The organism is Paenibacillus fonticola DSM 21315 (assembly GCF_000381905.1).
Lineage (GTDB): Bacteria > Bacillota > Bacilli > Paenibacillales > Paenibacillaceae > Fontibacillus > Fontibacillus fonticola.
The window spans coordinates 124,299-146,108 of record NZ_KB907248.1 but is presented as its reverse complement, the minus strand read 5'-3'; the positions used below and the strand labels follow the sequence as shown (position 1 = coordinate 146,108).

General features: G+C 47.8%; 18 protein-coding genes and 2 tRNA genes. 16 read left to right on the top strand and 4 right to left on the bottom strand.

The window, feature by feature from the left end; all coding sequences use genetic code 11:
• The first annotated feature begins 69 nt into the window (after positions 1-69).
• From pyrR to pyrE, 7 genes are all read left to right on the top strand, one after another.
• A complete protein-coding gene (gene pyrR / locus G358_RS0105560; protein ID WP_019636211.1) occupies positions 70-615 on the top strand; it encodes a bifunctional pyr operon transcriptional regulator/uracil phosphoribosyltransferase PyrR in 546 nt (181 codons plus the stop codon).
• Between the two features lies 1 nt (position 616).
• A complete protein-coding gene (locus G358_RS0105555) occupies positions 617-1,531 on the top strand; it encodes an aspartate carbamoyltransferase catalytic subunit (RefSeq protein ID WP_019636210.1) in 915 nt (304 codons plus the stop codon).
• A 105-nt stretch (positions 1,532-1,636) separates the two neighbouring features.
• Positions 1,637-2,935, top strand: a complete 1,299-nt coding sequence (locus G358_RS0105550) for a dihydroorotase (protein ID WP_019636209.1) — start codon at positions 1,637-1,639, stop codon at positions 2,933-2,935.
• A gap of 206 nt (positions 2,936-3,141) precedes the next feature.
• Positions 3,142-4,278, top strand: a complete 1,137-nt coding sequence (gene carA, locus G358_RS0105545) for a glutamine-hydrolyzing carbamoyl-phosphate synthase small subunit (RefSeq protein ID WP_019636208.1) — start codon at positions 3,142-3,144, stop codon at positions 4,276-4,278.
• A 1-nt stretch (position 4,279) separates the two neighbouring features.
• Entirely contained in the window at positions 4,280-7,492 is a 3,213-nt protein-coding gene (gene carB / locus G358_RS0105540) for a carbamoyl-phosphate synthase large subunit (RefSeq protein ID WP_019636207.1), read from the top strand.
• Between the two features lie 93 nt (positions 7,493-7,585).
• On the top strand, positions 7,586-8,323 hold the full coding sequence (gene pyrF / locus G358_RS0105535) for an orotidine-5'-phosphate decarboxylase (protein WP_019636206.1): 738 nt from the start codon (positions 7,586-7,588) through the stop codon (positions 8,321-8,323).
• Positions 8,317-8,955: an orotate phosphoribosyltransferase gene (gene pyrE / locus G358_RS0105530; RefSeq protein WP_019636205.1), complete on the top strand. Its 639-nt coding sequence runs from the start codon at positions 8,317-8,319 to the stop codon at positions 8,953-8,955. The genes pyrF and pyrE overlap by 7 nt, the downstream gene beginning before the upstream one ends.
• Before the next feature lie 87 nt (positions 8,956-9,042).
• On the opposite strand, the gene G358_RS0105525 is transcribed toward pyrE, so the two are convergent.
• From G358_RS0105525 to G358_RS0105520, 3 genes are all read right to left on the bottom strand, one after another.
• Positions 9,043-9,288, bottom strand: coding sequence for a hypothetical protein (locus tag G358_RS0105525; protein ID WP_019636204.1), 246 nt, complete (start codon positions 9,286-9,288; stop codon positions 9,043-9,045).
• A gap of 119 nt (positions 9,289-9,407) precedes the next feature.
• Complete coding sequence (locus G358_RS32930) at positions 9,408-9,719, bottom strand: hypothetical protein (protein WP_157274269.1); 312 nt, start codon at positions 9,717-9,719, stop codon at positions 9,408-9,410.
• A 619-nt stretch (positions 9,720-10,338) separates the two neighbouring features.
• A complete protein-coding gene (locus G358_RS0105520) occupies positions 10,339-11,967 on the bottom strand; it encodes an S-layer homology domain-containing protein (protein ID WP_019636202.1) in 1,629 nt (542 codons plus the stop codon).
• A gap of 205 nt (positions 11,968-12,172) precedes the next feature.
• Between G358_RS0105520 and G358_RS0105515 the strand changes: the two genes are divergently transcribed.
• The 9 genes from G358_RS0105515 to G358_RS31550 all read left to right on the top strand — a co-directional run bounded on the left by G358_RS0105515 (position 12,173) and on the right by G358_RS31550 (position 20,702).
• Complete coding sequence (locus G358_RS0105515) at positions 12,173-13,033, top strand: ABC transporter ATP-binding protein (RefSeq protein WP_019636201.1); 861 nt, start codon at positions 12,173-12,175, stop codon at positions 13,031-13,033.
• Positions 12,996-14,099 carry an efflux RND transporter periplasmic adaptor subunit gene (locus tag G358_RS0105510; RefSeq protein ID WP_019636200.1) on the top strand — a complete coding sequence of 368 codons (1,104 nt, stop codon included), beginning with the start codon at positions 12,996-12,998 and terminating at the stop codon, positions 14,097-14,099. Before G358_RS0105515 ends, G358_RS0105510 begins: the two co-directional genes overlap by 38 nt.
• Entirely contained in the window at positions 14,099-16,990 is a 2,892-nt protein-coding gene (locus G358_RS0105505) for an ABC transporter permease (RefSeq protein WP_019636199.1), read from the top strand. Before G358_RS0105510 ends, G358_RS0105505 begins: the two co-directional genes overlap by 1 nt.
• A 7-nt stretch (positions 16,991-16,997) precedes the next feature.
• Positions 16,998-17,894, top strand: coding sequence for an ABC transporter ATP-binding protein (locus tag G358_RS0105500; protein ID WP_026342078.1), 897 nt, complete (start codon positions 16,998-17,000; stop codon positions 17,892-17,894).
• Positions 17,891-19,393, top strand: a complete 1,503-nt coding sequence (locus G358_RS0105495; protein WP_019636197.1) for an ABC transporter substrate-binding protein — start codon at positions 17,891-17,893, stop codon at positions 19,391-19,393. The genes G358_RS0105500 and G358_RS0105495 overlap by 4 nt, the downstream gene beginning before the upstream one ends.
• Before the next feature lie 355 nt (positions 19,394-19,748).
• Positions 19,749-19,822 (top strand) — tRNA-Met (locus tag G358_RS0105485).
• Between the two features lie 18 nt (positions 19,823-19,840).
• A tRNA-Ile gene (locus tag G358_RS0105480) sits at positions 19,841-19,914 on the top strand.
• A gap of 92 nt (positions 19,915-20,006) precedes the next feature.
• Positions 20,007-20,126 carry an HNH endonuclease gene (locus tag G358_RS34385; protein WP_338042674.1) on the top strand — a complete coding sequence of 40 codons (120 nt, stop codon included), beginning with the start codon at positions 20,007-20,009 and terminating at the stop codon, positions 20,124-20,126.
• Between the two features lie 15 nt (positions 20,127-20,141).
• Positions 20,142-20,702: an SMI1/KNR4 family protein gene (locus G358_RS31550; RefSeq protein ID WP_019636195.1), complete on the top strand. Its 561-nt coding sequence runs from the start codon at positions 20,142-20,144 to the stop codon at positions 20,700-20,702.
• 224 nt (positions 20,703-20,926) lie between these two features.
• Here the strand turns inward: G358_RS31550 and G358_RS0105470 are convergent, their stop codons facing one another.
• Positions 20,927-21,772, bottom strand: coding sequence for an MBL fold metallo-hydrolase (locus tag G358_RS0105470; protein ID WP_019636194.1), 846 nt, complete (start codon positions 21,770-21,772; stop codon positions 20,927-20,929).
• Positions 21,773-21,810 lie beyond the last annotated feature (38 nt).

Genomic DNA, 21,810 nt, shown 5'->3' with positions numbered 1-21,810 from the left:
CAGGCAAGGAGTTTTTTGTGCGCTATCACGGAACCAGGTGAATTAATCGTCCTTAGGAGGCTAAAAGAGATGAGCATTGAAACACGTGTCATTATGGATGAGACTGCGATTCGGCGGGCGCTTACAAGAATTGCGCATGAAATTTTGGAGCGAAACAAGGGAATTGAAGGATGTGTTCTTGCCGGGATCAAGACGAGAGGCGTATTTCTGGCGCAGCGGCTGGCAGAACGGCTGGAAGAAATTGAAGGGGCTAGCATCCCATGGGGAGAGCTTGATGTAACCTTCTACCGGGATGACCGCAACAAGACCGCTGAGGTGGCAAACGATAATGGCTTTAAGCTGCCGGTTCACGGCAAAAAAGTGATTTTGTTCGATGATGTTCTTTATACGGGCCGCACGATCCGCGCAGCGATGGACGCGATTATGGACTGCGGGCGTCCGGAGAGCATTCAGCTTGCGGTACTCGCTGACCGGGGACACCGGGAGCTTCCGATCCGCCCCGATTATATTGGCAAAAACGTTCCTACCTCCAAGTCGGAAGAGATCGAAGTGCTTTTACAGGAAATCGACGGTAGCGATATGGTTCGGATCATGCACGACCGGGAGGAGAACTGATATGACGATGACAGCTTCCTCATTGAAAGAACGCAGCTTGCTGGGCCTGAAGCATCTGAGCAGTGCAGAAATTAATTGGATTCTGGACCGCGCCGCTTACTGGGAAGAGAAGAAGGAGAAAGTCACTCCGATTTTGAAAGACCGGTTCATCTCTAACATGTTTTTTGAAAATAGCACGCGCACGCGCTTTTCCTTCGAAATGGCGGAGAAACGGCTAGGTGCGGAAGTGCTCAACTTCTCGGCAGCTTCCTCGAGCGTAGAAAAAGGCGAATCGATTTATGATACGGTCCGTACGCTGGAATCGATGGGCATCGATGCAGGAGTCATCCGGCTCAAGCCGATCGGACTGCTGGAGGAATTGGCGGAGAAAGTGTCGATTCCGCTTGTGAATGCAGGAGACGGCAACAATGAGCATCCGACGCAAGCGCTGCTCGATTTGTACACGATGAAGAAGCATTTCGGTGAGATAAAGGGTTTAAAGGTGTCCATTATCGGTGATATCAAGCACAGCCGGGTAGCCCGTTCGAATTTGTGGGCATTGCAAAAGCTGGGCGCGGAAGTGAAGTTTTGCGCGCCGGATACGATGAAAGCACCGGATTTGGAGCGCCATGCCCCTTACGTGTCTATAGATGAAGCGATGTCCAGCGATGTGGTCATGATGCTGCGGGTTCAGCTGGAGCGGCATGCGGAGGGAATTATGAACTCGGCCGAGGAATATCGGCTGCGTTACGGAATGACGGAGGAACGGGTGCGTAAGCTGTCGCCGCATGTCATTATTATGCATCCCGCACCGGTGAACCGGAACGTGGAGATCGACGACAGCGTAGTTGAACATCATCAGTCCCGGATTTTCAAACAGATGGAGAACGGAGTTCCAATCCGGATGGCGGTTATGGAGCGGGCGATGAAACAGTAATCTCGCTACCCAGATGAATCAGAGCAAAGGTAGAAGAGACTTGATTAAAGCAGATTGCTTTGAACAGATAACCTGATACAGCAATTCAATGAGCGGAGGTAAGTTATGCTACTCAAGATTACAAATGCCAATGTATTGGACGGAAATGGTCAATTGCAGCTGAAGGATATTTATATCCATGACGGAGTGATCGAAAAGGTGGCAGATGCCGGGAGTGAAACCGCGGGCCAAGCTGGTGCGTACCAGGCGGTCGACGCCGGAGGCAAGCTGGTCACACCGGGTTTTATCGATATGCACGTTCATTTGCGCGAGCCGGGGTATGAGCATAAAGAGACGATCGAGACGGGCTCAAGATCGGCGGCTAAGGGGGGCTTCACGACGATAGCCTGTATGCCCAATACCCGTCCGGTTATCGATACGCCGGAAACGATCGGGCTGGTGAAGAACAAAGCCGCAGAAGCGGGACTCGTTAACGTCCTGCCTTACGCGGCGATTACGAAGAGCGAGCTTGGACGGGAACTGACTGATTTTGCCGCTCTGAAAGAAGCTGGGGCGATCGGGTTCACGGATGACGGTGTAGGCGTGCAAAGTGCGCAAATGATGAAGGATGCTATGGCGCTCGCCCATTCGCTCGGCATGCCGATTATCGCTCACTGTGAGGACAACTCGCTCGTGGAGGGCGCTCCGGTCAATGAGGGGGAATTCGCCAAGCGCCACGGGCTGAAAGGAATTCCGAATGAGTCCGAAGCGATTCACGTCGGCCGGGACATTTTGCTGGCAGAAGCGACAGGGGTTCACTATCATGTGTGCCATGTCAGCACGGAACAGTCGATCCGCTTGATTAGGCAAGCGAAAGAGATCGGCATTCGCGTAACCGCAGAAGTGTGCCCGCATCACCTGCTGCTTGCCGAGACGGATATACCTGGACTGGACGCCAATTGGAAAATGAATCCTCCGCTGCGCTCCCAGCGCGATGTCGAAGCCTGCATTGAAGCGCTGGAGGACGGTACGATTGACATGATCGTCACTGACCATGCACCGCATAGTGAAGAGGAAAAAGCGAAGGGCATGCACCTCGCGCCGTTTGGAATTGTCGGCTTTGAAACAGCCTTTCCGCTGCTCTATACCAAGTTCGTTCTAACCGGACGCTGGGATTTGTCCCTGCTTGTTGAGCGCATGACGGCTGATCCTGCCCGGGTATTCGGCCTTACGGCGGGGCGGTTGGAGCCTGGTGCTCCGGCTGACCTGACAATCGTTGATCTTGAGAAGGAGCAGGAAGTCGATCCGGCTGCGTTTGCTTCGAAGGGACGCAACACTCCTTTTGGCGGCTGGAAACTTAAAGGCTGGCCAGTGACGACGATCGTAAAGGGCAAGGTCGTTTGGTCGGAAGGTCAAGCGAATTAACGGCAGCTTAAATATTAAGAGCAAGTAATAACACAAATAATAGTAGCAATTATTACTAGCAATTATTAGCAGCAAATAATAACAGCCCAATGTTTCATTAGACTTTACAAAAGCCGTATCGGTTTTGCAAGACTTCTTCATTTTTTTTCAAAATCGTACTCATTCATATATATAAATAAAAGTCGAGTATAAAGGAGTGCTGGGAAATGCAGGCAAGATTGTTATTGGAAGACGGCACATTGTTTACCGGAAAGTCTTTCGGGGCAGAGGGCGAACTGACAGGAGAGGTTGTTTTTAATACAGGTGTTACCGGCTATCAGGAGGTCGTATCCGATCCTTCCTATTATGGACAAATCGTAACGATGACTTATCCTTTAATCGGCAACTACGGCATTTCCAGAGATGATTTTGAATCGATCGTTCCTGCGATTCATGGCTGCGTCGTCCGCCGCTATGAGCCGGTCCCGAGCAACTGGCGCGCGCAATACAGTCTGGGTGACTTGCTTAAGGAGCACGGTGTTCCTGGAATTTCAGATATCGATACCCGTATGCTGACGAGAAAAATCCGCCAGCAAGGCACGATGAAAGGAATTATTACGACCTCAGCCAAATCCGTGGAAGAGCTTGCGGAAATGATGGCTTCGGTCCGTGTGGATGAACTGCATAATCAGGTTGCCCGCACGTCTACTGCGCACTTATACCATAACCCGGGATGGAAGGAGCGGATCGTGCTCATCGATTTCGGCGCCAAGAACGGTATTCTCCGCCAGCTCAACCAGCGCGGCTGCGATGTGGTGATCGTTCCACACAACACGACAGCGGATGAAATCCGCCGTCTTAACCCGGACGGCATTCAGCTGTCAAATGGTCCTGGCGATCCTAAGGACGTCCCCCATGCTGTTGAAACGATCTCTCAACTGCTCGGCGAGTATCCGATATTTGGCATTTGCCTTGGACATCAGCTGCTGTCCCTGGCCTGCGGAGCGGATACGGAAAAGCTGAAATTCGGCCACCGCGGAGGCAATCATCCGGTAAAAGACCTTGCCACAGGGCGCTGCTATATTACATCCCAGAACCACGGATACACCGTAACAGAATCATCGATTGCCGGCACCGGGCTGGAAATTACACATATCAACAACAACGATAAGACGGTTGAAGGCGTCAAACATACGAAATATCCGGCTTTCTCGGTTCAATATCATCCTGAAGCATCGCCAGGACCTCAAGACAACAGCTATTTGTTCGACCAGTTCCTGGATATGATTCACGAGCACAAGCGGCAAAATCCGCAAAAACCTCGTCAAGCTGAACTGATGGCAATTGCGAAAGGAGAACTTTAATATGCCTATCAATAAAGAGCTCAAAAAGATTCTCGTCATCGGTTCCGGCCCGATCGTTATCGGTCAGGCCGCCGAATTTGACTATGCAGGAACACAGGCCTGCCAGGCGCTGAAGGAAGAAGGCGTTGAGGTCGTGCTGATCAACAGCAACCCTGCTACAATTATGACTGACACGAACATGGCGGATAAAGTATATATCGAACCGATCACGCTGGAATTTGTTACGCAAATTATCCGGCAGGAGCGCCCGGATGGGCTATTGCCGACGCTTGGCGGCCAGACCGGCCTGAATATGGCGGTCGAACTGGCTCGCGCTGGAGTACTGGAGCGCGAGAATGTCAAGCTGCTCGGTACGCAGCTTACTTCGATCGAGAAGGCGGAGGATCGGGATCTGTTCCGCGAGTTGATGCGTGAACTAGAGCAGCCGGTACCAGAAAGTACAATTATTACTACTGTTGAGGAAGCGCTGCGGTTCGCGGAAGAGATCGGTTATCCGGTCATTGTTCGACCGGCCTATACACTAGGCGGTACAGGGGGAGGCATTTGCGCAACGGAAGAAGAACTGAAGGAGACAGTTGCTTCCGGTATTCGCTATAGTCCGATTGGACAATGCCTGATCGAGAAATCGATCGCCGGTATGAAAGAAATTGAATACGAGGTTATGCGCGATGCGAATGATAACTGTATTGTCGTATGCAACATGGAGAACTTTGATGCTGTCGGTGTGCATACCGGAGACAGCATTGTCGTTGCGCCAAGCCAGACGCTTTCGGACCGCGAATATCAAATGCTCCGCTCCGCATCGCTTAAAATCATTCGCGCTCTGAACATTGAGGGCGGCTGCAACGTCCAGTTTGCCCTCGACCCGCAAAGCTTTCAATACTATGTAATTGAAGTGAACCCGCGGGTCAGCCGTTCCTCGGCACTGGCCTCCAAAGCAACGGGCTATCCGATTGCCAAAATGGCAGCTAAAATTGCGCTTGGTTATACGCTCGATGAAATCGTTAACCCGGTAACAGGGCAAACTTATGCCTGCTTCGAGCCGACGCTCGACTATATTGTCAGCAAAATCCCGCGTTGGCCGTTTGATAAGTTCATTCACGCGAACCGGAAGCTCGGAACGCAAATGAAGGCGACCGGCGAAGTCATGGCCATTGGCCGGACGTTTGAAGAGTCGATTCATAAAGCCGTCCGTTCCTTGGAAATCGGCACACATCGTCTATATTTAAAAGGCGTCGAACAATTGAGTCAACAAACGTTGGATCAACGACTTATCCAAGCGGACGATGAAAGGCTGTTTCTGATCGCCGAAGCTTTCCGCCGCGGCTACAAATTGCAGCAAATTCAGGATTTGACGCAAATTGACTGGTGGTTCCTGGACAAAATCGAAAGACTTGTCGCGTTCGAGAAGCACATTGCCTCAGAGTCTGCGCTAACCTTTGAAACATTATATGAAGCGAAGCGCCTTGGATTTACCGATAGGGCCATTGCTGAACTGCGGGCGGCCGGACAGCCGTCGGGCTCACATACAACAGAGGATAGTGTAACCCAGCTGCGTAAGGAACACAAACTGCGTCCGGTATATAAAATGGTCGATACTTGCGCGGCGGAATTCGAGGCCACCACTCCTTATTATTATTCTACTTACGAGGTAGAAAACGAAGTGGTACAAACGGAAAAACAGAAAATTGTTGTGCTTGGATCCGGTCCGATTCGGATCGGTCAAGGGATTGAGTTTGATTACTCGACGGTTCATGCTGTATGGGCGATTCAGAAGGCTGGCTATGAAGCAGTCATCATTAATAATAACCCGGAAACCGTCTCGACGGACTTCAACACATCCGACCGGCTGTATTTTGAACCGCTGTTCTTTGAGGACGTTATGAATGTCATTGAAGAGGAGAAGCCGGTAGGCGTTATCGTCCAGTTTGGCGGCCAGACGGCGATTAATCTCGCTGCACCGCTGCAGGCTGCAGGCGTTCGTATTATCGGTACCTCTTTGGAGAGCATCGACGAGGCCGAGGATCGCAAAAAATTTGAGGCTCTCTTGTCCCGGCTGCATATTGCCCAGCCGAAAGGCAGTACGGTCACCTCCGTAGATGAGGCGGTAGGTACAGCGCAGTCGCTCGGCTATCCTGTTCTTGTGCGTCCTTCCTACGTACTAGGCGGACGGGCGATGGAAATTGTATATTCTGATCAGGAGCTCCTAAAATATATGGAAGAGGCTGTCAACATCAACCCGCAGCATCCGGTTCTGATCGACCGCTACATGCTTGGGAAAGAGGTTGAAGTCGATGCGATTTGCGATGGCGAGACCGTGCTCATTCCGGGGATTATGGAGCATGTCGAAAGAGCGGGCGTCCACTCCGGCGACTCTATTGCAGTGTATCCGCCTCAGCATGTCTCTGCTGAATTGAAGGAGAAAATCGCCGAGATTACGATAAAGATTGCCAAAGAATTAAAGACGGTCGGGCTTGTAAACATTCAGTTCGTAATTTATAACAACGAAGTTTATGTAATTGAAGTTAACCCGCGCTCTTCACGGACGGTGCCGTTCTTGAGCAAGGTAACGAACATTCCGATGGCCAATTTGGCTACCCAGTGCATTCTCGGCTCGAAGCTGAAGGATCTGGGATACTCCGACGGCTTGTGGCCGGAAGCGGATCACGTATCGGTCAAGGTTCCGGTATTTTCCTTCGCCAAGCTGCGCCGGGTCGAGCCGACCTTAGGGCCGGAGATGAAGTCGACCGGCGAAGTGATGGGGCGCGATCCGCAATATGCCAAAGCGCTGTATAAAGGCCTGATCGGTGCCGGAATGAAAATTCCAAACACCGGAGCGATTATCGCTACGGTAGCGGATAAAGATAAGGAAGAAGCTGTGGAGCTGCTGCGCGGATTTTCCAGCCTCGGCTATCAAATTTTGGCGACAGGCGGTACAGCCGCCGCACTCCAGGCTGCCGATATTCATGTAACTACCGTAAACAAATTAAGCGAAGGAACTCCGAACATTCTCGATCTGATTCGCAATGGCGAAGCTCATTTTGTAATCAATACGCTTACTAAAGGCAAGGAGCCAGAGCGTGACGGGTTCCGTATTCGCCGGGAAGCGGTGGAGAATGGCGTTGTGTGCATGACTTCACTCGACACGGTGCGTGCACTGCTAAATATGCTGGAGACGATTAATTTCTCTTCCCAAGCGATGCCGTCTTTGTAATCAATATGTTATGATGTTACACGCCTTTTAGGAATAGCGCGGCTCCGGAGACTTCGGCTTCGGAGCTGCAAGTATGACGGGGGGACCAATATAATGAGTACATTTGAACAGGCTGCCGGGCGCCTTATGGTTGCGCTTGATTATCCAACTGCGGAAGGAGCGAGGAAGCTGATCGCGGATTTGGAAGGGATTCCTTGCTATGTGAAGCTGGGGATGCAGTTGTATTATGCAGTGGGCCCTGATTTTGTCAGGGAGCTTAAGCAGCGCGGATATCGTGTGTTTTTGGATTTGAAAATGCATGATATTCCAAATACCGTGAAAGGTGGAGCTGACAGTGTAACCCGGCTAGGTGTAGACATGTTCAATGTGCATGCCGCTGGAGGGCTGAAAATGATGGCTGCCGCATTAGAAGGCGCCAGAACAGCACTGGAGAGCGACCCGTCGCTTGCGATGCCTACAATTATTGCGGTAACTCAGCTGACGAGCACAAGCCAGGAAGCCTTGAATCATGAAATAGGCATTCCAGGCACGATGGAGGACGCGGTCGTCGCTTATGCGGCATTGGCTAAAGCGGCTGGTTTACACGGAGTCGTCGCCTCCCCGCTGGAAGTACAGGCGATCAAAAAGCACTGCGGGGAAAGCTTCAAGACGATAACACCAGGTATTCGCCCGGCAGGCAGTGCTGCGGGAGATCAGTTCCGCACACTTACTCCAGGGGACGCGATCCGTCAGGGAACGGACTTTATCGTCGTTGGACGACCGATTACCCAGGCCAAAGATCCACGCCGCGCTGCTGAGCTTATTATTGAGGAGATGATGAAAGCATGGTAAATACAAATCAAATTGCTCTAGAAGTCGCTGATAAATTGCTGGAAATTGAGGCGGTCGCTCTGCGTCCTCACCAGCCGTTTACTTGGACATCAGGAATCAAGTCGCCAATCTATTGCGACAATCGTCTTACGATGTCTTATCCCGAAATCCGGGATTTGATCGCGGAATCGTTCGCCGCGATCATCCGCAGTGTTTATCCGCAGGCTGAAGTAATTGCAGGAACGGCTACCGCTGGAATTCCTCATGCGGCATTCGTCTCCCAGAAGCTCGGATTGCCGATGATTTACGTTCGTGATAAAGCGAAGGGACACGGCAAGGAGAATCTGATCGAAGGCTTGATCAAACCGGGGCAAAAGGTGATCGTCATCGAGGATCTGATCTCGACCGGCGGCAGCTCGATCAAAGCGGCGCAGGCCGTTCGAGAAGCCGGGGCAGAACCGCTGGCCGTGCTGGCTATCTTTAACTACCAGCTGGGCAAGGCGGCGCAGGCGTTTGCTGAAGCTGGTATCCCGCTGCAAACCTTGTCCAACTATACGGCATTGATTGATGTGGCCGTACAGCGCGGCGACATTCAGCCGGAAGACCTGGAGCTATTAAAGTCATGGCGGCAAAACCCGGCGTCGTTAAAGTAAAACCCAAAGAACGAAACATTTGTCTCCGTAAATGTTTCGTTCTTTAATTATGCAGATAGACTTTTATTTCGAAGTTTTTTTGTAAAATCAACCTGTATCATTTTTACTTTTTGAACGATTATATTTAACAAGAAAGATAATAATTAGAGCCAAATAACCAATTTCTAGTAACCTTAAATAAAACGGTAGTGCTAAGAACGGAAATAAATCTGTTAATGGTTTGCTTGGCTGCGACTCATGTACAATTACTGTTAAGAAATTTAGTAGCAGACTAAAAAAACTACCAGTAATAAAAGTACATAAAGCAATGATTAAATAAAAACGATCCTTCATGAATAATCTCTCCTAAATTAAAAACTGTAAAATGTAATGAAATGTATTTTAGTGATCATTTCACTATCATTCTACAGTTAATTGTATTGTCTAATCTATAGTAATTTTAAGAATTACTTTTATCTTATACTCCAAGCAACATATTGTGGAACTTCAGCAGACCAGTCACCACTACCTGTATGAGTAAGTACACCATTCATGAATAAATATATGTCGTATTTTCCTTGAATATGTTTCCAGTGATCAATCTGGTCAACATAATAAGTAGTTCTTGCAGGGACGTCTGCCGTTGCAGTATATGATTCTTTTAAGGATGCTTGAAATCCTAATTGTATCGCAAGTGTTTTTCCGAGTGTACCGCTTCCAGACATATCTAATGATACTTCAATTGTCTTGCTAACAGTTTGAGTGACGTTGGATTTATTCTCCAAGTAGGTAGCTAATTTCTTTTTATCATATTCATATGAAGAGACGACGTACGGAACGAAAACTGGAGTTGGTACCAATGCAGGCTTTATTCCACTGTTTTCACTGCGTTCCAGTTCTCGAATCTGTGATGTAAGAATTTCCTTTTGTTTTTTAGTCAGGTTTGGTGGTAATTGAATGCTCTTACTATGATATAAAATACTATCACTATTATTAAGTTGGTCAATTGGTTGCTAAAATAAAAATTCTTCTCATTTTATCAACCTCTTCTTTTTTTAATAAAAGCACAAAATCTGTTTATATTGTAAGCTGGCCAGCTCTACAATTGTTTTAAAAATATGAAAATGAATTACATAGCTTTAAATTAACACATAATACAAAATATGTAAACGGTATTTATATATTTTTACTTTTACTAGAGAAATATGGTAAGTTACCGATTGGCAAGACTAGTTGATGATCTTATCATCTCCTTGTACTATTGCTCCCGTTAGGGACTGTAACATTTGGCATTGCTTAAATCCTGGCGCGAAAATCCGGCATCATTCGGAGTATAAATTAAAGTTAAGCAAAATAACCATTCCCGCATGACAAGGGAATGGTTATTTTCTTTAAGTTATTTATTTAATAGAATGAGTACGAGGAATAACGTTCGGCATTACTTAGGCTCGTCCAAATATCCGGTGTCTCTCCGCCGATGGGCCAGTAGGCAAAGCCAGCGATGTCTCGTTCTAGGGCCATTTGGTATTTCAGTGATAAAGAACGGGAATCCTCCAGCCATATCCGGTGAAGACCACTGTCGTTATAAGTCGCGATATACTGATTCAGCATGTCATTCCATGCAGGGCGAAACTTATAGCTTTGCATCAGTTCAGACTGCTTCTTAAGGGTAATGTCCGTGGAATCGAGAGCGGTGATCGAGGTGCTATTTTCTTGGATTCTCCAATCACGGTTATAGAAGGGCAGTCCCAGAATGATTTTTTGATCAGGCACATCCTGCCGCAAAGTTTCAAGACCATTTCGTACCCAAGGCAAGGAGGAGACAGAACCGGCATAGGAGCCTCCTGACCAATGTTCATCATATCCCATTAGCACAACATAATCGGCATATTGTCCTATGGCCTTGTAATCGAAAGCCGCCGTCCAGTCCGTGCCAAGCTCGGGTGACACATTGACCGACAGAACAGCTCCGGTCTCATGCATTTGCTCACTAAGCAGCTTGATAAAGCGGGTGAAGTAAGCACGGTCATCGGAGTGTACATTTTCAAAATCGACGTTAATTCCCTGTAATCCATACTTTTGGACGAATGTGATAAGACTGCGCGTAAAGCTTGCCGTTTCGGCCTGCGAGGACAGAAGATCATGCGTCGCCTCCATATCAAAACTGTTCCCCAGCATAGCCCAAACCGCTTTGTTATGCTGCTTGGCCCACTTTAGAATAGAAGTATCTGTATAGTCATGCAACTGTCCGTCCCCTTCGAGGAAATACCATCGTGGAGACATGACGTTAACATTGGATTTCAGCAAGCTTTGCTTATACTGCTCGGCCGTCTGTCCATATTGCCAGCCGAGTTGAATTTTTTGGCTGATAACTTTGCCGATTTCTCCCGACCACGTCTTATGACCTAGTACGCGATAAAGAAGAGAGGCCGCTTCCTGGCGGGATAACGATTGCTTGGGTTGAAAGAAGCCTTCGTACCCGACCATGAATTGCAGCTTAGTTACTGTCTGTACATAAGGAAGCGCCCATGAGGCAATTTCTGATTGATCCCGGTATGGCGGCAGCGTAGCAGTAGGAGCAGGATGCTGCTTGAATGCTCGTACGATCCAGGCTGCGGCCTCCTGACGGCTCAGAGGCCGATTAGGGCTAAACGTTCCAAAGCCTGTTCCCGCAGCAAGGCCGATTTCGGTAGCTGCTTGTATGTAGCCGTAGTACCATTTGGATGAAGGAACATCGCTGTAAGATGGCACTTCAGCTTGTACCGGAGTGAGGCGGAGCAAGCGAACCAGCGTTGTCAGAAACTCCGCGCGGGTGATGGACTGTTTCGGGGCAAATCTCCCAGGCTCGGTTCCCGTCATTATATTGTCGTTATACAGTGCCACAATCTCTTTTTTAGCATAGCTCATGTCAATGTCCTGAAAAGGATTATTCTGCTTCATGGCTGTGATGGACGGCTGAAGCTTGCAACTATTATAAACAAAAAGCGTGAGAGTAATTAGAAATAATATTTTTGCATTCGTGCGACGTGTCATGATAATAATCCCCCTTGTACGAAAAAATTCGCGCTTTCGTCATCTTAACAAAGTTGCGTCCATCCTTCAGCGAATAAATAATGGAAATAAAATCTCAATATCGTAAAAAATGTTGTAACTTTTTGCCATGATTTTTCGTTTATAATGCTAGACGTGATGGATTTTATAGAAAAGAAAAATAGGAAGCATAGGAGACCGATACACAATGATGCGATGGCTTCGCAACTCAGCAAAATCGAAACAATCCGGCCTGGATAGTGCAGCATTGAACGGGGACAGCTTGCCGGAGGAACATGATGTGAACGTTAATTCAGAGCAGCCTCAGTTAATGAATGATAGCGAAAATATGGAAGGCGCAGACACCGGACGAATTTCAGCGCCTAGGGCTCCAGGCGAAACGATTCTTTCGGTAAAAGAGGTGCACCGGACGTTTCCGGTAGGCGGGACAGAGCTTCATGTGCTCAAGGGCATTAACATGGAGGTCCGGTCCGGCCAGCTTGTTATGCTGAAAGGCAGGTCGGGATCGGGGAAAACAACGCTCCTGAACATGCTTGGCGGGCTGGATCAGCCCAACAAAGGCGAAATTTTGTTTCAAGGCCAGGCGCTGCATAAGCTTAGTGATGACAAGCGTACAGTTTTGCGGCGGGATCAGATCGGTTTCATTTTCCAAGCCTATGCATTGCTGCCTTTGCTTTCGGCATGGGAGAATGTAGAGCTGTCGCTGCGTATGGCAGGTGTCCCTTCCCAGCAATGGAAGTCGCGCGTGACGCAATGCCTGGAGTTGGTTGGGCTTGGCAAAAGAATGTTTCATCGTCCGTTTGAAATGTCAGGCGGGGAGCAGCAGCGGGTAGCGATTGCTAAAGCGATTGCCCATAGACCCAAACTGCTGCTAGCTGACGAGCCGACAGCGAATCTTGATTCGCAAATGGGTGCGCAGGTGATGGCCGTATTCAAAAATATTATACATACGGAACAAGTGACGATTTGCATGACTACTCACGATCCTACAATCTTGGAGGTAGCAGACCATGTTTATGAAATGGTGGATGGAAAATTTATTGAATAGAAAGAGGCAATTTCGGGCTTTAGCTCTTATATCATTGTGCATTGTTCTTATCGGTGCATCCGGCTGCGGACTGCTTCCGAATGAAGAAGAGGAAGAGGATATTCCGGTCATTACACCGCCGACGATTTCGAAAAAGCCGGAATACGAAGTCCGGAAGGAACCGATTGAACTGCAAGTTAAGGCAACGGGGAAAATATTAAGTCAGCGGGAAGAGCCGCTCTATTTTTCGAATGACAAAGGTGCTACGCATATTAAAAACGTCCGCGTAAAAGCAGGCGATCACGTAGCTGAAGGCGACATTCTCATTGAGCTTGACGTAGAAGATTTGCAAAAGCAGCTTCGCAAGAAGAAGCTGGATTTCCGCAAGCAGGAAATCGCAATGAAGGAAACGCTGCGGACCAAGGACGAGAAAGAGGAATTTGAATTCGAGGAAGCGACCATCGTTTTTGAGGAAGCGCGGCAAGAACTGATCGATCTTGAACAGCAAATTGCTGACGGGACATTACGGGCGCCGTTTGCGGGCACGATCATTTCCTTGAAGGCGGAGAAGGGCGGCACCATCAAAGCTTATGAATCATTAGGCGTCATCTCTGATACTTCGGCGCTTGTGGTTGGTGCTACATTTAGCAAGGATGATTTGGAGAAGCTTGCCGTCGGGATGAAGGCAACTGTCGATATTAATACGTTTGGCACATTTAATGGCAAGGTAAAAGTGATGCCTTCCGCGACGGACAGCAGTGGAGATAATGGCGGCAACAACGGTATGGGAGGAAATGCGCCAGAGAAGGACTCCATTGACAAATACCTCATTGTGGAGCTGGAGAAATGGCCTGAAGAGTTAGGACGCGGGACGATGTTAAGCGTTTCTATCGTTACTCAGCGAATCGAGGACGCAGTCGTTATCCCGATCTCTACATTACGGACGGTCGGATCACGTACCTATGTACAGGTCATTGAACCGGATGGAACAAAGCGTGAGGCCGATGTGGAAGTGGGGATTCAAACTCCGACGGATGTGCAGATTGTTAAGGGACTAGAGCCGGGGCAGAAAGTAGTGGGTCGCTAATGGGTGTGCCTTTATTACGCCTGTTGTTCCGCAAAATGTGGAACACGAAATGGCTGACGCTAAGTACGTTATTAGGACTCGTCGTCGCCGTCTCATTTACGGTAAGTATTCCGATGTACTCGGACGGCGCATTAAAGCGAGTGGTCACGAAATCTTTAAAGGAAGAAAGCAAAGGCTTGCCGGCAGGCTCTTTGTTGATGAGTTATCAGGCGGGTGGCGGCGCGAAGACTGATTTTGCAGGCTTGGAGGCTGTTCACTCGTATATTGTCAATGATGTGCCCGAGGAAATTGGTTTCCCGCAGCAGACATCCGTCAATTCCCGCTCGATCCGTGCGTCGGATGTGTATCCTCAGGATCCTTCCAAGGTGGACGCGAGCCGTAAACGAGCGATGACGATCGTCTCGATGAGCGGCTTGGCAGAGCATATTTCCGTAACTAACGGAAATATGTTTACGGACCGGGTTGACAATGAATTCGTTGAAGCTTTGATGCTGGAAGAAGCGATGTTCCGTCAGGACTTGCATGTCGGTGCAGTGATGGAATACCCGGTGAGCGGCAAGCCTGATTTAACGCTCAAAGTGAAGATCGTCGGCACATTCCAGCCGTCTCAAGAGACTGATCCTTATTGGTATCAAGGCTTCGAAGGCATGATGAACCAGTTTTTCATCAGCGACATAGCATTTAACGATGGCTTGTTAAAACAGCTATCCGTTCCGCTTCACAATTCTGGATGGTATTACGCGTTTGATCTTAGCGAGATAAAGACGAGTCAGTTGACGCCGCTGCAAAATACACTGGATCGCCTGAACGTGGAGCTATATCAGAAGCTGAAGGATACTAAAGTGGACATTTCGTTTGGCAATCTGCTAAATGATTTCCGCAAGCAAAGCTTGCAAATGCAGACGCTGCTCTTCACGCTGGCCGCCCCGATGATCGCCATGGTGTTCTATTATATCGTGATGAATGCGCGGCAATCGCTGGATAAGCAGCAAAGCGACATCGCTGTATTGCGGAGCAGGGGAGCCTCCACCAAGCAAATCGTGTTCATCTATTTGCTGGAGGGGCTGCTGCTTGGATTGGCGGCAATCGTTATCGGTCCATTGTTGGGGTGGTTTATGTCTAAAAGTATCGGGTCGGCGGACGGATTTCTCACCTTCGTCAACCGGAAATCGATACCTGTCGGATTTAATATGGATGCGATCGCGTTGGGAGGAGCGGCAGTTGTTATCGCTATACTGGCCACGCTGCTTCCGGCGATTTCGTATGCCAGGTCCTCCATCGTCAATGCCAAGCAGAAACAGGCCCGTTCCGACCGGAAGCCGTGGTGGCAGCGATATTTCATGGATGTCATTTTGCTGGGGATAGCCGGATATGGCTATTACCTGTTCTTGGATCGGCAAATGATTACATTTCAGACGGAAATGACGACGGATGAGCTGCAGGTTCAACCATTTCTGTTCTTTGTGCCTGCTATCGCTATCTTTGCGATCGGTCTCTTTTTTCTGCGGCTTTTTCCTTGGATATTGAAATTGATCGGCTGGGCAGGGAAAAAATGGCTGCCTGTTCCGTATTATTTAAGTTTGACGCAGCTATCACGTTCAGCAAGCTCTTATTATCCGCTAATGATTTTGCTCGTACTGACGCTGGGGCTCGGGGTTTATAATGCTTCCGCGGCCCGTACGATTGACATTAACTCCACAGAACGAACGCTTTATAAGTATGGGACCGATGTCATCATGCAGGCGGTTTGGACCGGAACTCCTGAAAAGACGACAAAGCCTCCGTCACAAGGACAGGGCGGCGGTCAAGGCGGTGGGCAGCAAGGAGGAAATCCAGGTGCGGGAGGTGGTCCTGGTGGAGGTCCTGGCGGTAATACTCCGCCCGCCAAGATCGTATATAATGAAGAGCCGCCATTTCAGGCTTTCCGGGAGCTGGAGGGGGTCGAGCATGCGGCCCGCGTGTTGCAAACGAAGGGGAACATCATTGTGTCGGGCCGATCGGCGGGCCAAGGTACGTTGATGGGTATCGATAATATCGATTTTTCAGAAGTGGCGTGGTTCCGAAATGATCTGTTCCCGGTACATCCAAATCATTATTTGAATTTGCTGGGAATGAATGAAGCTGCTGCAATTATCCCGTCAAATTTTGCTGAGAAATATAAACTAAAGCAAGGCGACACTTTCTCGGTATCTTTAACGGATGGAGTCATTGAATTGGCCGTGTACGGTATCGTGCCTTATTGGCCAAGTCAGTATCCGGACGAGAGACCTTTTATTGTTACGAATTTGGATTATATCAATGATCAGTTGCCGCTCATCCCATACCAGGTATGGCTTAAGGTGAAGGAAGGCGCAAAGATTGTTCCTATGATCGAGAAGTTGAAGGAGAAAGAAATCGAGCTTTACTCGTTAGAGGACGTGGGCAGTGAGCTGGATGTTCAGAGGAAGCATCCTACTCGCGGCGGGGTTTTTGGTATTCTCAGCCTAGGATTTTTAGTTTCCGTTATCGTGTCACTGATCGGCTATATCCTTTACTGGTTCTTTAACTTGTCTGGACGGGTTGTACAGTTCGGTATTTTGCGGGCCATGGGCCTATCGCGCAGACAGCTGACATCGATGCTGTTAGCCGAGCAAATACTTACTGCCGGGCTGTCCATCGTGCTTGGCATTACGATAGGAAAAGTGGTTGGCAAGCTGTATTTGCCGTTCCTGCAAACGGCAGACAATGTAACAACACAAGTGCCGCCGTTCCGGATTATTTTCGATTCAAAGGATACTCTTCAGCTTTATGTAGTTGTACTCGTCATGCTCGCTACGGGAGCAGGCTTGCTGTTCTGGCAAATTCGGCGTCTTCGCGTGCATCAGGCTGTGAAGATGGGAGAGGAGCGCTAAAATGACGATGATTCATTGTGAAGGACTAGTGAAAATATTTAAAACGGAGGACATCGAGGTCGTCGCTCTTCAAGGCTTGAATTTGACGGTGGAGCAGGGCGAAATGATGGCAATTATCGGGAATAGCGGCAGCGGAAAATCGACGCTGCTCAATATTCTGGGCGGCCTGGACCGGCCTTCCGCAGGGCAAGTATCCGTCGGGGGCTGGGATCTGCTCAAAATCCAGGATGATCAATTAGTGGAGTACAAACGCAACACCGTTGGTTTTGTATGGCAAAACAATGCGCGCAACCTGCTCCCGTACTTGACGGCGCTGGAAAATGTCGAAATGCCGATGCTGCTGTCCGGCAAGCTGGATCGTGACTATGCGAAGCAGCTGTTAGAGTGGGTAGGCCTGAAACACCGTATGCACAATAAGCTGCATCAATTGTCCGGGGGGGAGCAGCAGCGTGTCGCCATAGCGATCTCGCTATCGAACCGGCCGAAGATGCTGCTGGCGGATGAACCGACAGGCTCGGTCGATACAGCGACATCTGATCAGATTATGCGGATTTTCAGGGATGTGAACAAAGAGCTGGGCATCACTATTGTGATCGTTACACATGATCTCGAATTAGCTGGTAAGGTAGACCGGGTTGTAGCTATTCGGGACGGCTTGACGAGCACGGAGTTCATAAAGCGGAATCCGAATTTGGATCAGGCAGAAGGTGAGTCCGGGTTTGGGCAGCAGGGCGGGCTTCAGGAGGTTCACGAAGCTTTCGTCGTCGTCGACCGTGTCGGCCGGCTTCAAGTTCCGAAGGAATATTTGGAGGCCGTCGGCATTGGCGGCAGAGCCAGCATGGAATTTGATGGGGATAAAATTGTGATTACTGCACCAAAACCATTAGAGGGGGAAAATAAATGAACAGCAGGTACAGTGGCAAACTTAAAAAAATAGTAACCTTCACTTTGGTAGCAAGCTTGGCTGTAGGATTAATGGCAGGGTGCAGCAGCCCCAATAAAGGAACGGATAGCAAAGAGCAGAAAGTGCTGCGGATCGGCATGATGTACGGATCCAATGATGATTCCTGGTTCCGCCAGCAATATACTGATATTTACGAGTTCAATAACAATGTGAGGATCGAAATTGTTCCTGCGGTGGATTCCTCTGAATATAAGTATAGAGATTACGACGCGGGACCTTACGTAGCACCGGATTATTATGAGGGGATGAAGAAGTTAATGACCAGCAACAATCCGGTTGATATTGTCATTGCGGATACTACAACGCTTAAACGGCTTGCTGAAGAAAATTTGCTAAAGCCGCTTGATCCGATGATTCAGGAGGATAAATTTGATACATCAGACATCGTGCCGTCTGTCATTGAGAGTTTGAAAGAAATAAACGGGGATAACCAACTATACGGTTTGTCTCCTTCCTTCAGCTCCTCTGCGCTTTATTATAATAAAGACATGTTCGCAGCTGCGGGAATTGATCCGCCGACGGATGGCATGACCTGGGATGAAGTGTTTGAAAAAGCCCGTCTGCTTTCTAAAGGGGAAGGTAAAGACCTGATATATGGCTTTTCTTTCAATAGATATCGGTACAGCGATCCATATTGGGATATGAACAATACTTATATACCTACACTTCAGCTAAAAATGTACGATGATAAGGCTGAGCTAATGACGGTTAACTCGCCACAGTGGCAAAGAATATGGGAGGCGGTCAGCAAGCTGGCTATGGACAACATTATTCCAAATTCACTGAACATGAATATGGATGATGCCTATTCGAGCCAGAGCTATAATCCAATCAATGAGGATTTATTCCTGTCGGGGAGAGTAGCGATGTTAATTGGCGAAAGCTACTATGTTAACGAGATTGTCGAGGCGAACAATAATGCGGACAGAATCAAAGATTTCAAGCCAGTTAGCTGGGATATTGTAACGGTGCCTGTTCATGCAGAGAAACCGGACATTGGCGGGAATATTTGGATTGGGAATACGTTCTCGATCAACAGTACGGCACCAAATGCAGAAGCTGCCTGGGATTTTATTAAATTTGTAAATGGAGAAGAATTTGCCAAGCTGAGATCGCGCAGCAATTCTTATGAGATGGTATCCCGTAAATCTTATATTACACCTAAAGCAGGTCAAACGTACAATATCGAGGCGTTTTATCAGTTGAAGCCGACACCGCCAGCAAGCCCCGCGGAAGAGAAGCTGATGAGGGATATGCCTGGGCTTTTCGGAATTACCAATGCCGGAAGACCTCTTTTTCAAGAAGTGCTGGAGAACAAAAAGTCAATCACAGAAGCGCTTAAGGAATGGGAAGAGAAGGGCAATAAAATGCTGATGGAATTAAAGAAAAATCCTAAAACTCAATTTAATGAGGATGGAACGCCCTATACGATGGAGTAATGTTATGGATTAACGATGTTTTCTCACCGGATTTTTTCCGGTGGGATTTTTTTTTTGGCGTTGTTGGGTATTCTATAGATGTAATGGTTCATCTACAAAATATTGAAGGGCAGGAACGGCAGAATGAGATGGGTTTATTTCAATAAATTATACAGAACAAAATTTCAAGCAGGCTGTTTGGCGAAAAGACTCGTTCAAGACGGGTGGATTTACGGTTTTGATGAAATGAGAGAGGTGGAAATATTCCGTTCCCGCAAAGGAAAATATGGCGTTCGTTTTATTCCATAATTTTTGGTTAACTCCTTGACAACATGAGTCGTTATGGTGTATATTATTACTTGTCGCTATTTACTGACGCGGGGTGGAGCAGCCCGGTAGCTCGTCGGGCTCATAACCCGAAGGCCGCAGGTTCAAATCCTGCCCCCGCAATTTATTGTTGCTCCGTTCGGGCCCTTAGCTCAGTTGGTTAGAGCGGTCGGCTCATAACCGACTGGTCGGGGGTTCAAGTCCCTCAGGGCCCATTCGTAAGAGAAACCCTTGCTGTGCAAGGGTTTTTTTTCTGTTCAGAGGATTTGATAGATTAGTAGTTTTTAGCGGGTAATAGTGACCAGTAATAGAGATACATCATATTATTCAACCGAGGGAATATGGGGGTACAAATGATCCCAATAATTTAATCCCATTACCTAAAGCAATTCATAAATTATATACGTCTTGGTTTGCCGGATATTAGGAGGAATTTTCTGAGATGCTTTTTAACTTCCAAACGATTTTAGATGGATTAAGGAAAAGAACAAATAGTAAAAATGAAATATTAATTCAACTATCAGGCGGTGAGCTTGAAATTGCGAAATTTGAATTCAATCCACCCGCCCGGATTGAAGAAATCGACTTTATATCAAAAAAGTATAATGTTAATCTGCCAAATGATTATGTAGAATTTATGTGTATACATAACGGAGCAAAACTATTTGACGTTGGTTTTGGAGAGTTCACCGAAATATATCACTTAAATAAAGTTGACGAAAATTCTGAATTAATGCCTGATACAATCCGTGGAGGTCTTATTCCAGTTGCCCATTATCCTTCAGGGACTATTTATTTAGATACTACTCGAGAAAAATGTATTTTTACGAATGATTCAAGTCAAGATTTCAATTTTATGTCAATGAATTTTGGGGAGTGGCTGGAAGCTTTAATCTTAGCAAATGGGAAATACTTCTGGGAATGGACACCACAAATGTTGTATAGGACTATCGACAATAGAGAGTTAAGGGTCAAAGAATGGTTAATAGACGGATTTAATTAATTGGATATTAAAAATGTGGATAAAGCATGTTCTTTACCTAACGTATAGGACTATGTTCCACTTCGGGCCGTTGGAAGCGTGGTGCTAAATCGGGCAGGTTAATGAGTTATCAAGACCAAGACAACAATTGTCAAAACCAAGAGTTGTATATTATAAAAAAACCTGCAGGCAAGTGCTTGCAGGGTATTTTTTTGTCTTATGTGCTTGAAGGTAATGATGGTAATTTAATTTACATATTTCCCGTATTCAGGTACAGCAATCTGATCAAATTCGTTAACAAGTTTCTCAAGGCTTGTTGTAAGCAATTCACCTGACATAGGTAACCCATGCCCAGTAATAGCAGCAGCAGGCTTCAGCGCCGCTAGCTTAATAACCGATTGTTTGGCAGCCTTCCAATCTGTCGTCAGATAGCGGGGAGGACCGCTTATCTCTTGTTCCTGAGTGAACACTTTATACAGATACTCCTGTTTCACTGTAACGAAAGCATCCCCGGCGATTAACGCCCGGTCTTTCTCCCTAAATAACGAAATATGACCTGGAGCATGTCCCGGCGTATGAATCCATCTAAACCCGGGCATATGAGGGATCGTTCCATCAGATGGTAATGATTGTGCGTTATTCCTTAAGTCTATCGGCTCATTAGGGAACATAGGGGACATTTTCGCGACCATGCCCCCTTCAACTGTCGGGTCTGGTTCCGGGTAGCTCTTCTGGCCAGTTAGGAAAGGCATCTCCATTGAATGGGCATAGACCGGAACTCCCCAATGTTTGACAAGTTCAATTACCCCCCCGACATGATCAAAATGGCCATGAGTCAAAATGATTGCTTTTGGACGGCTGTTGACGCCATATCGTTCTTCTGTGACAGAGATGATCTCATTAGCAGACCCCGGCATTCCGGCATCTACTAAAACAAAATCCTCGGTGTCCGGACTCCCAACAAGGCAGATATTTACAATCTGGACGGTATAGCATAATAAATCGGGCAGTACCTCAGTCCCGATACCGCTTCTGATTGACGTTGCTGGAATAAACCTGTAATCATTTCCGTATTCCATTTCCTGATTCATTTTTACCACTCCAACTATAGATTTTAAATTCTCGGTTT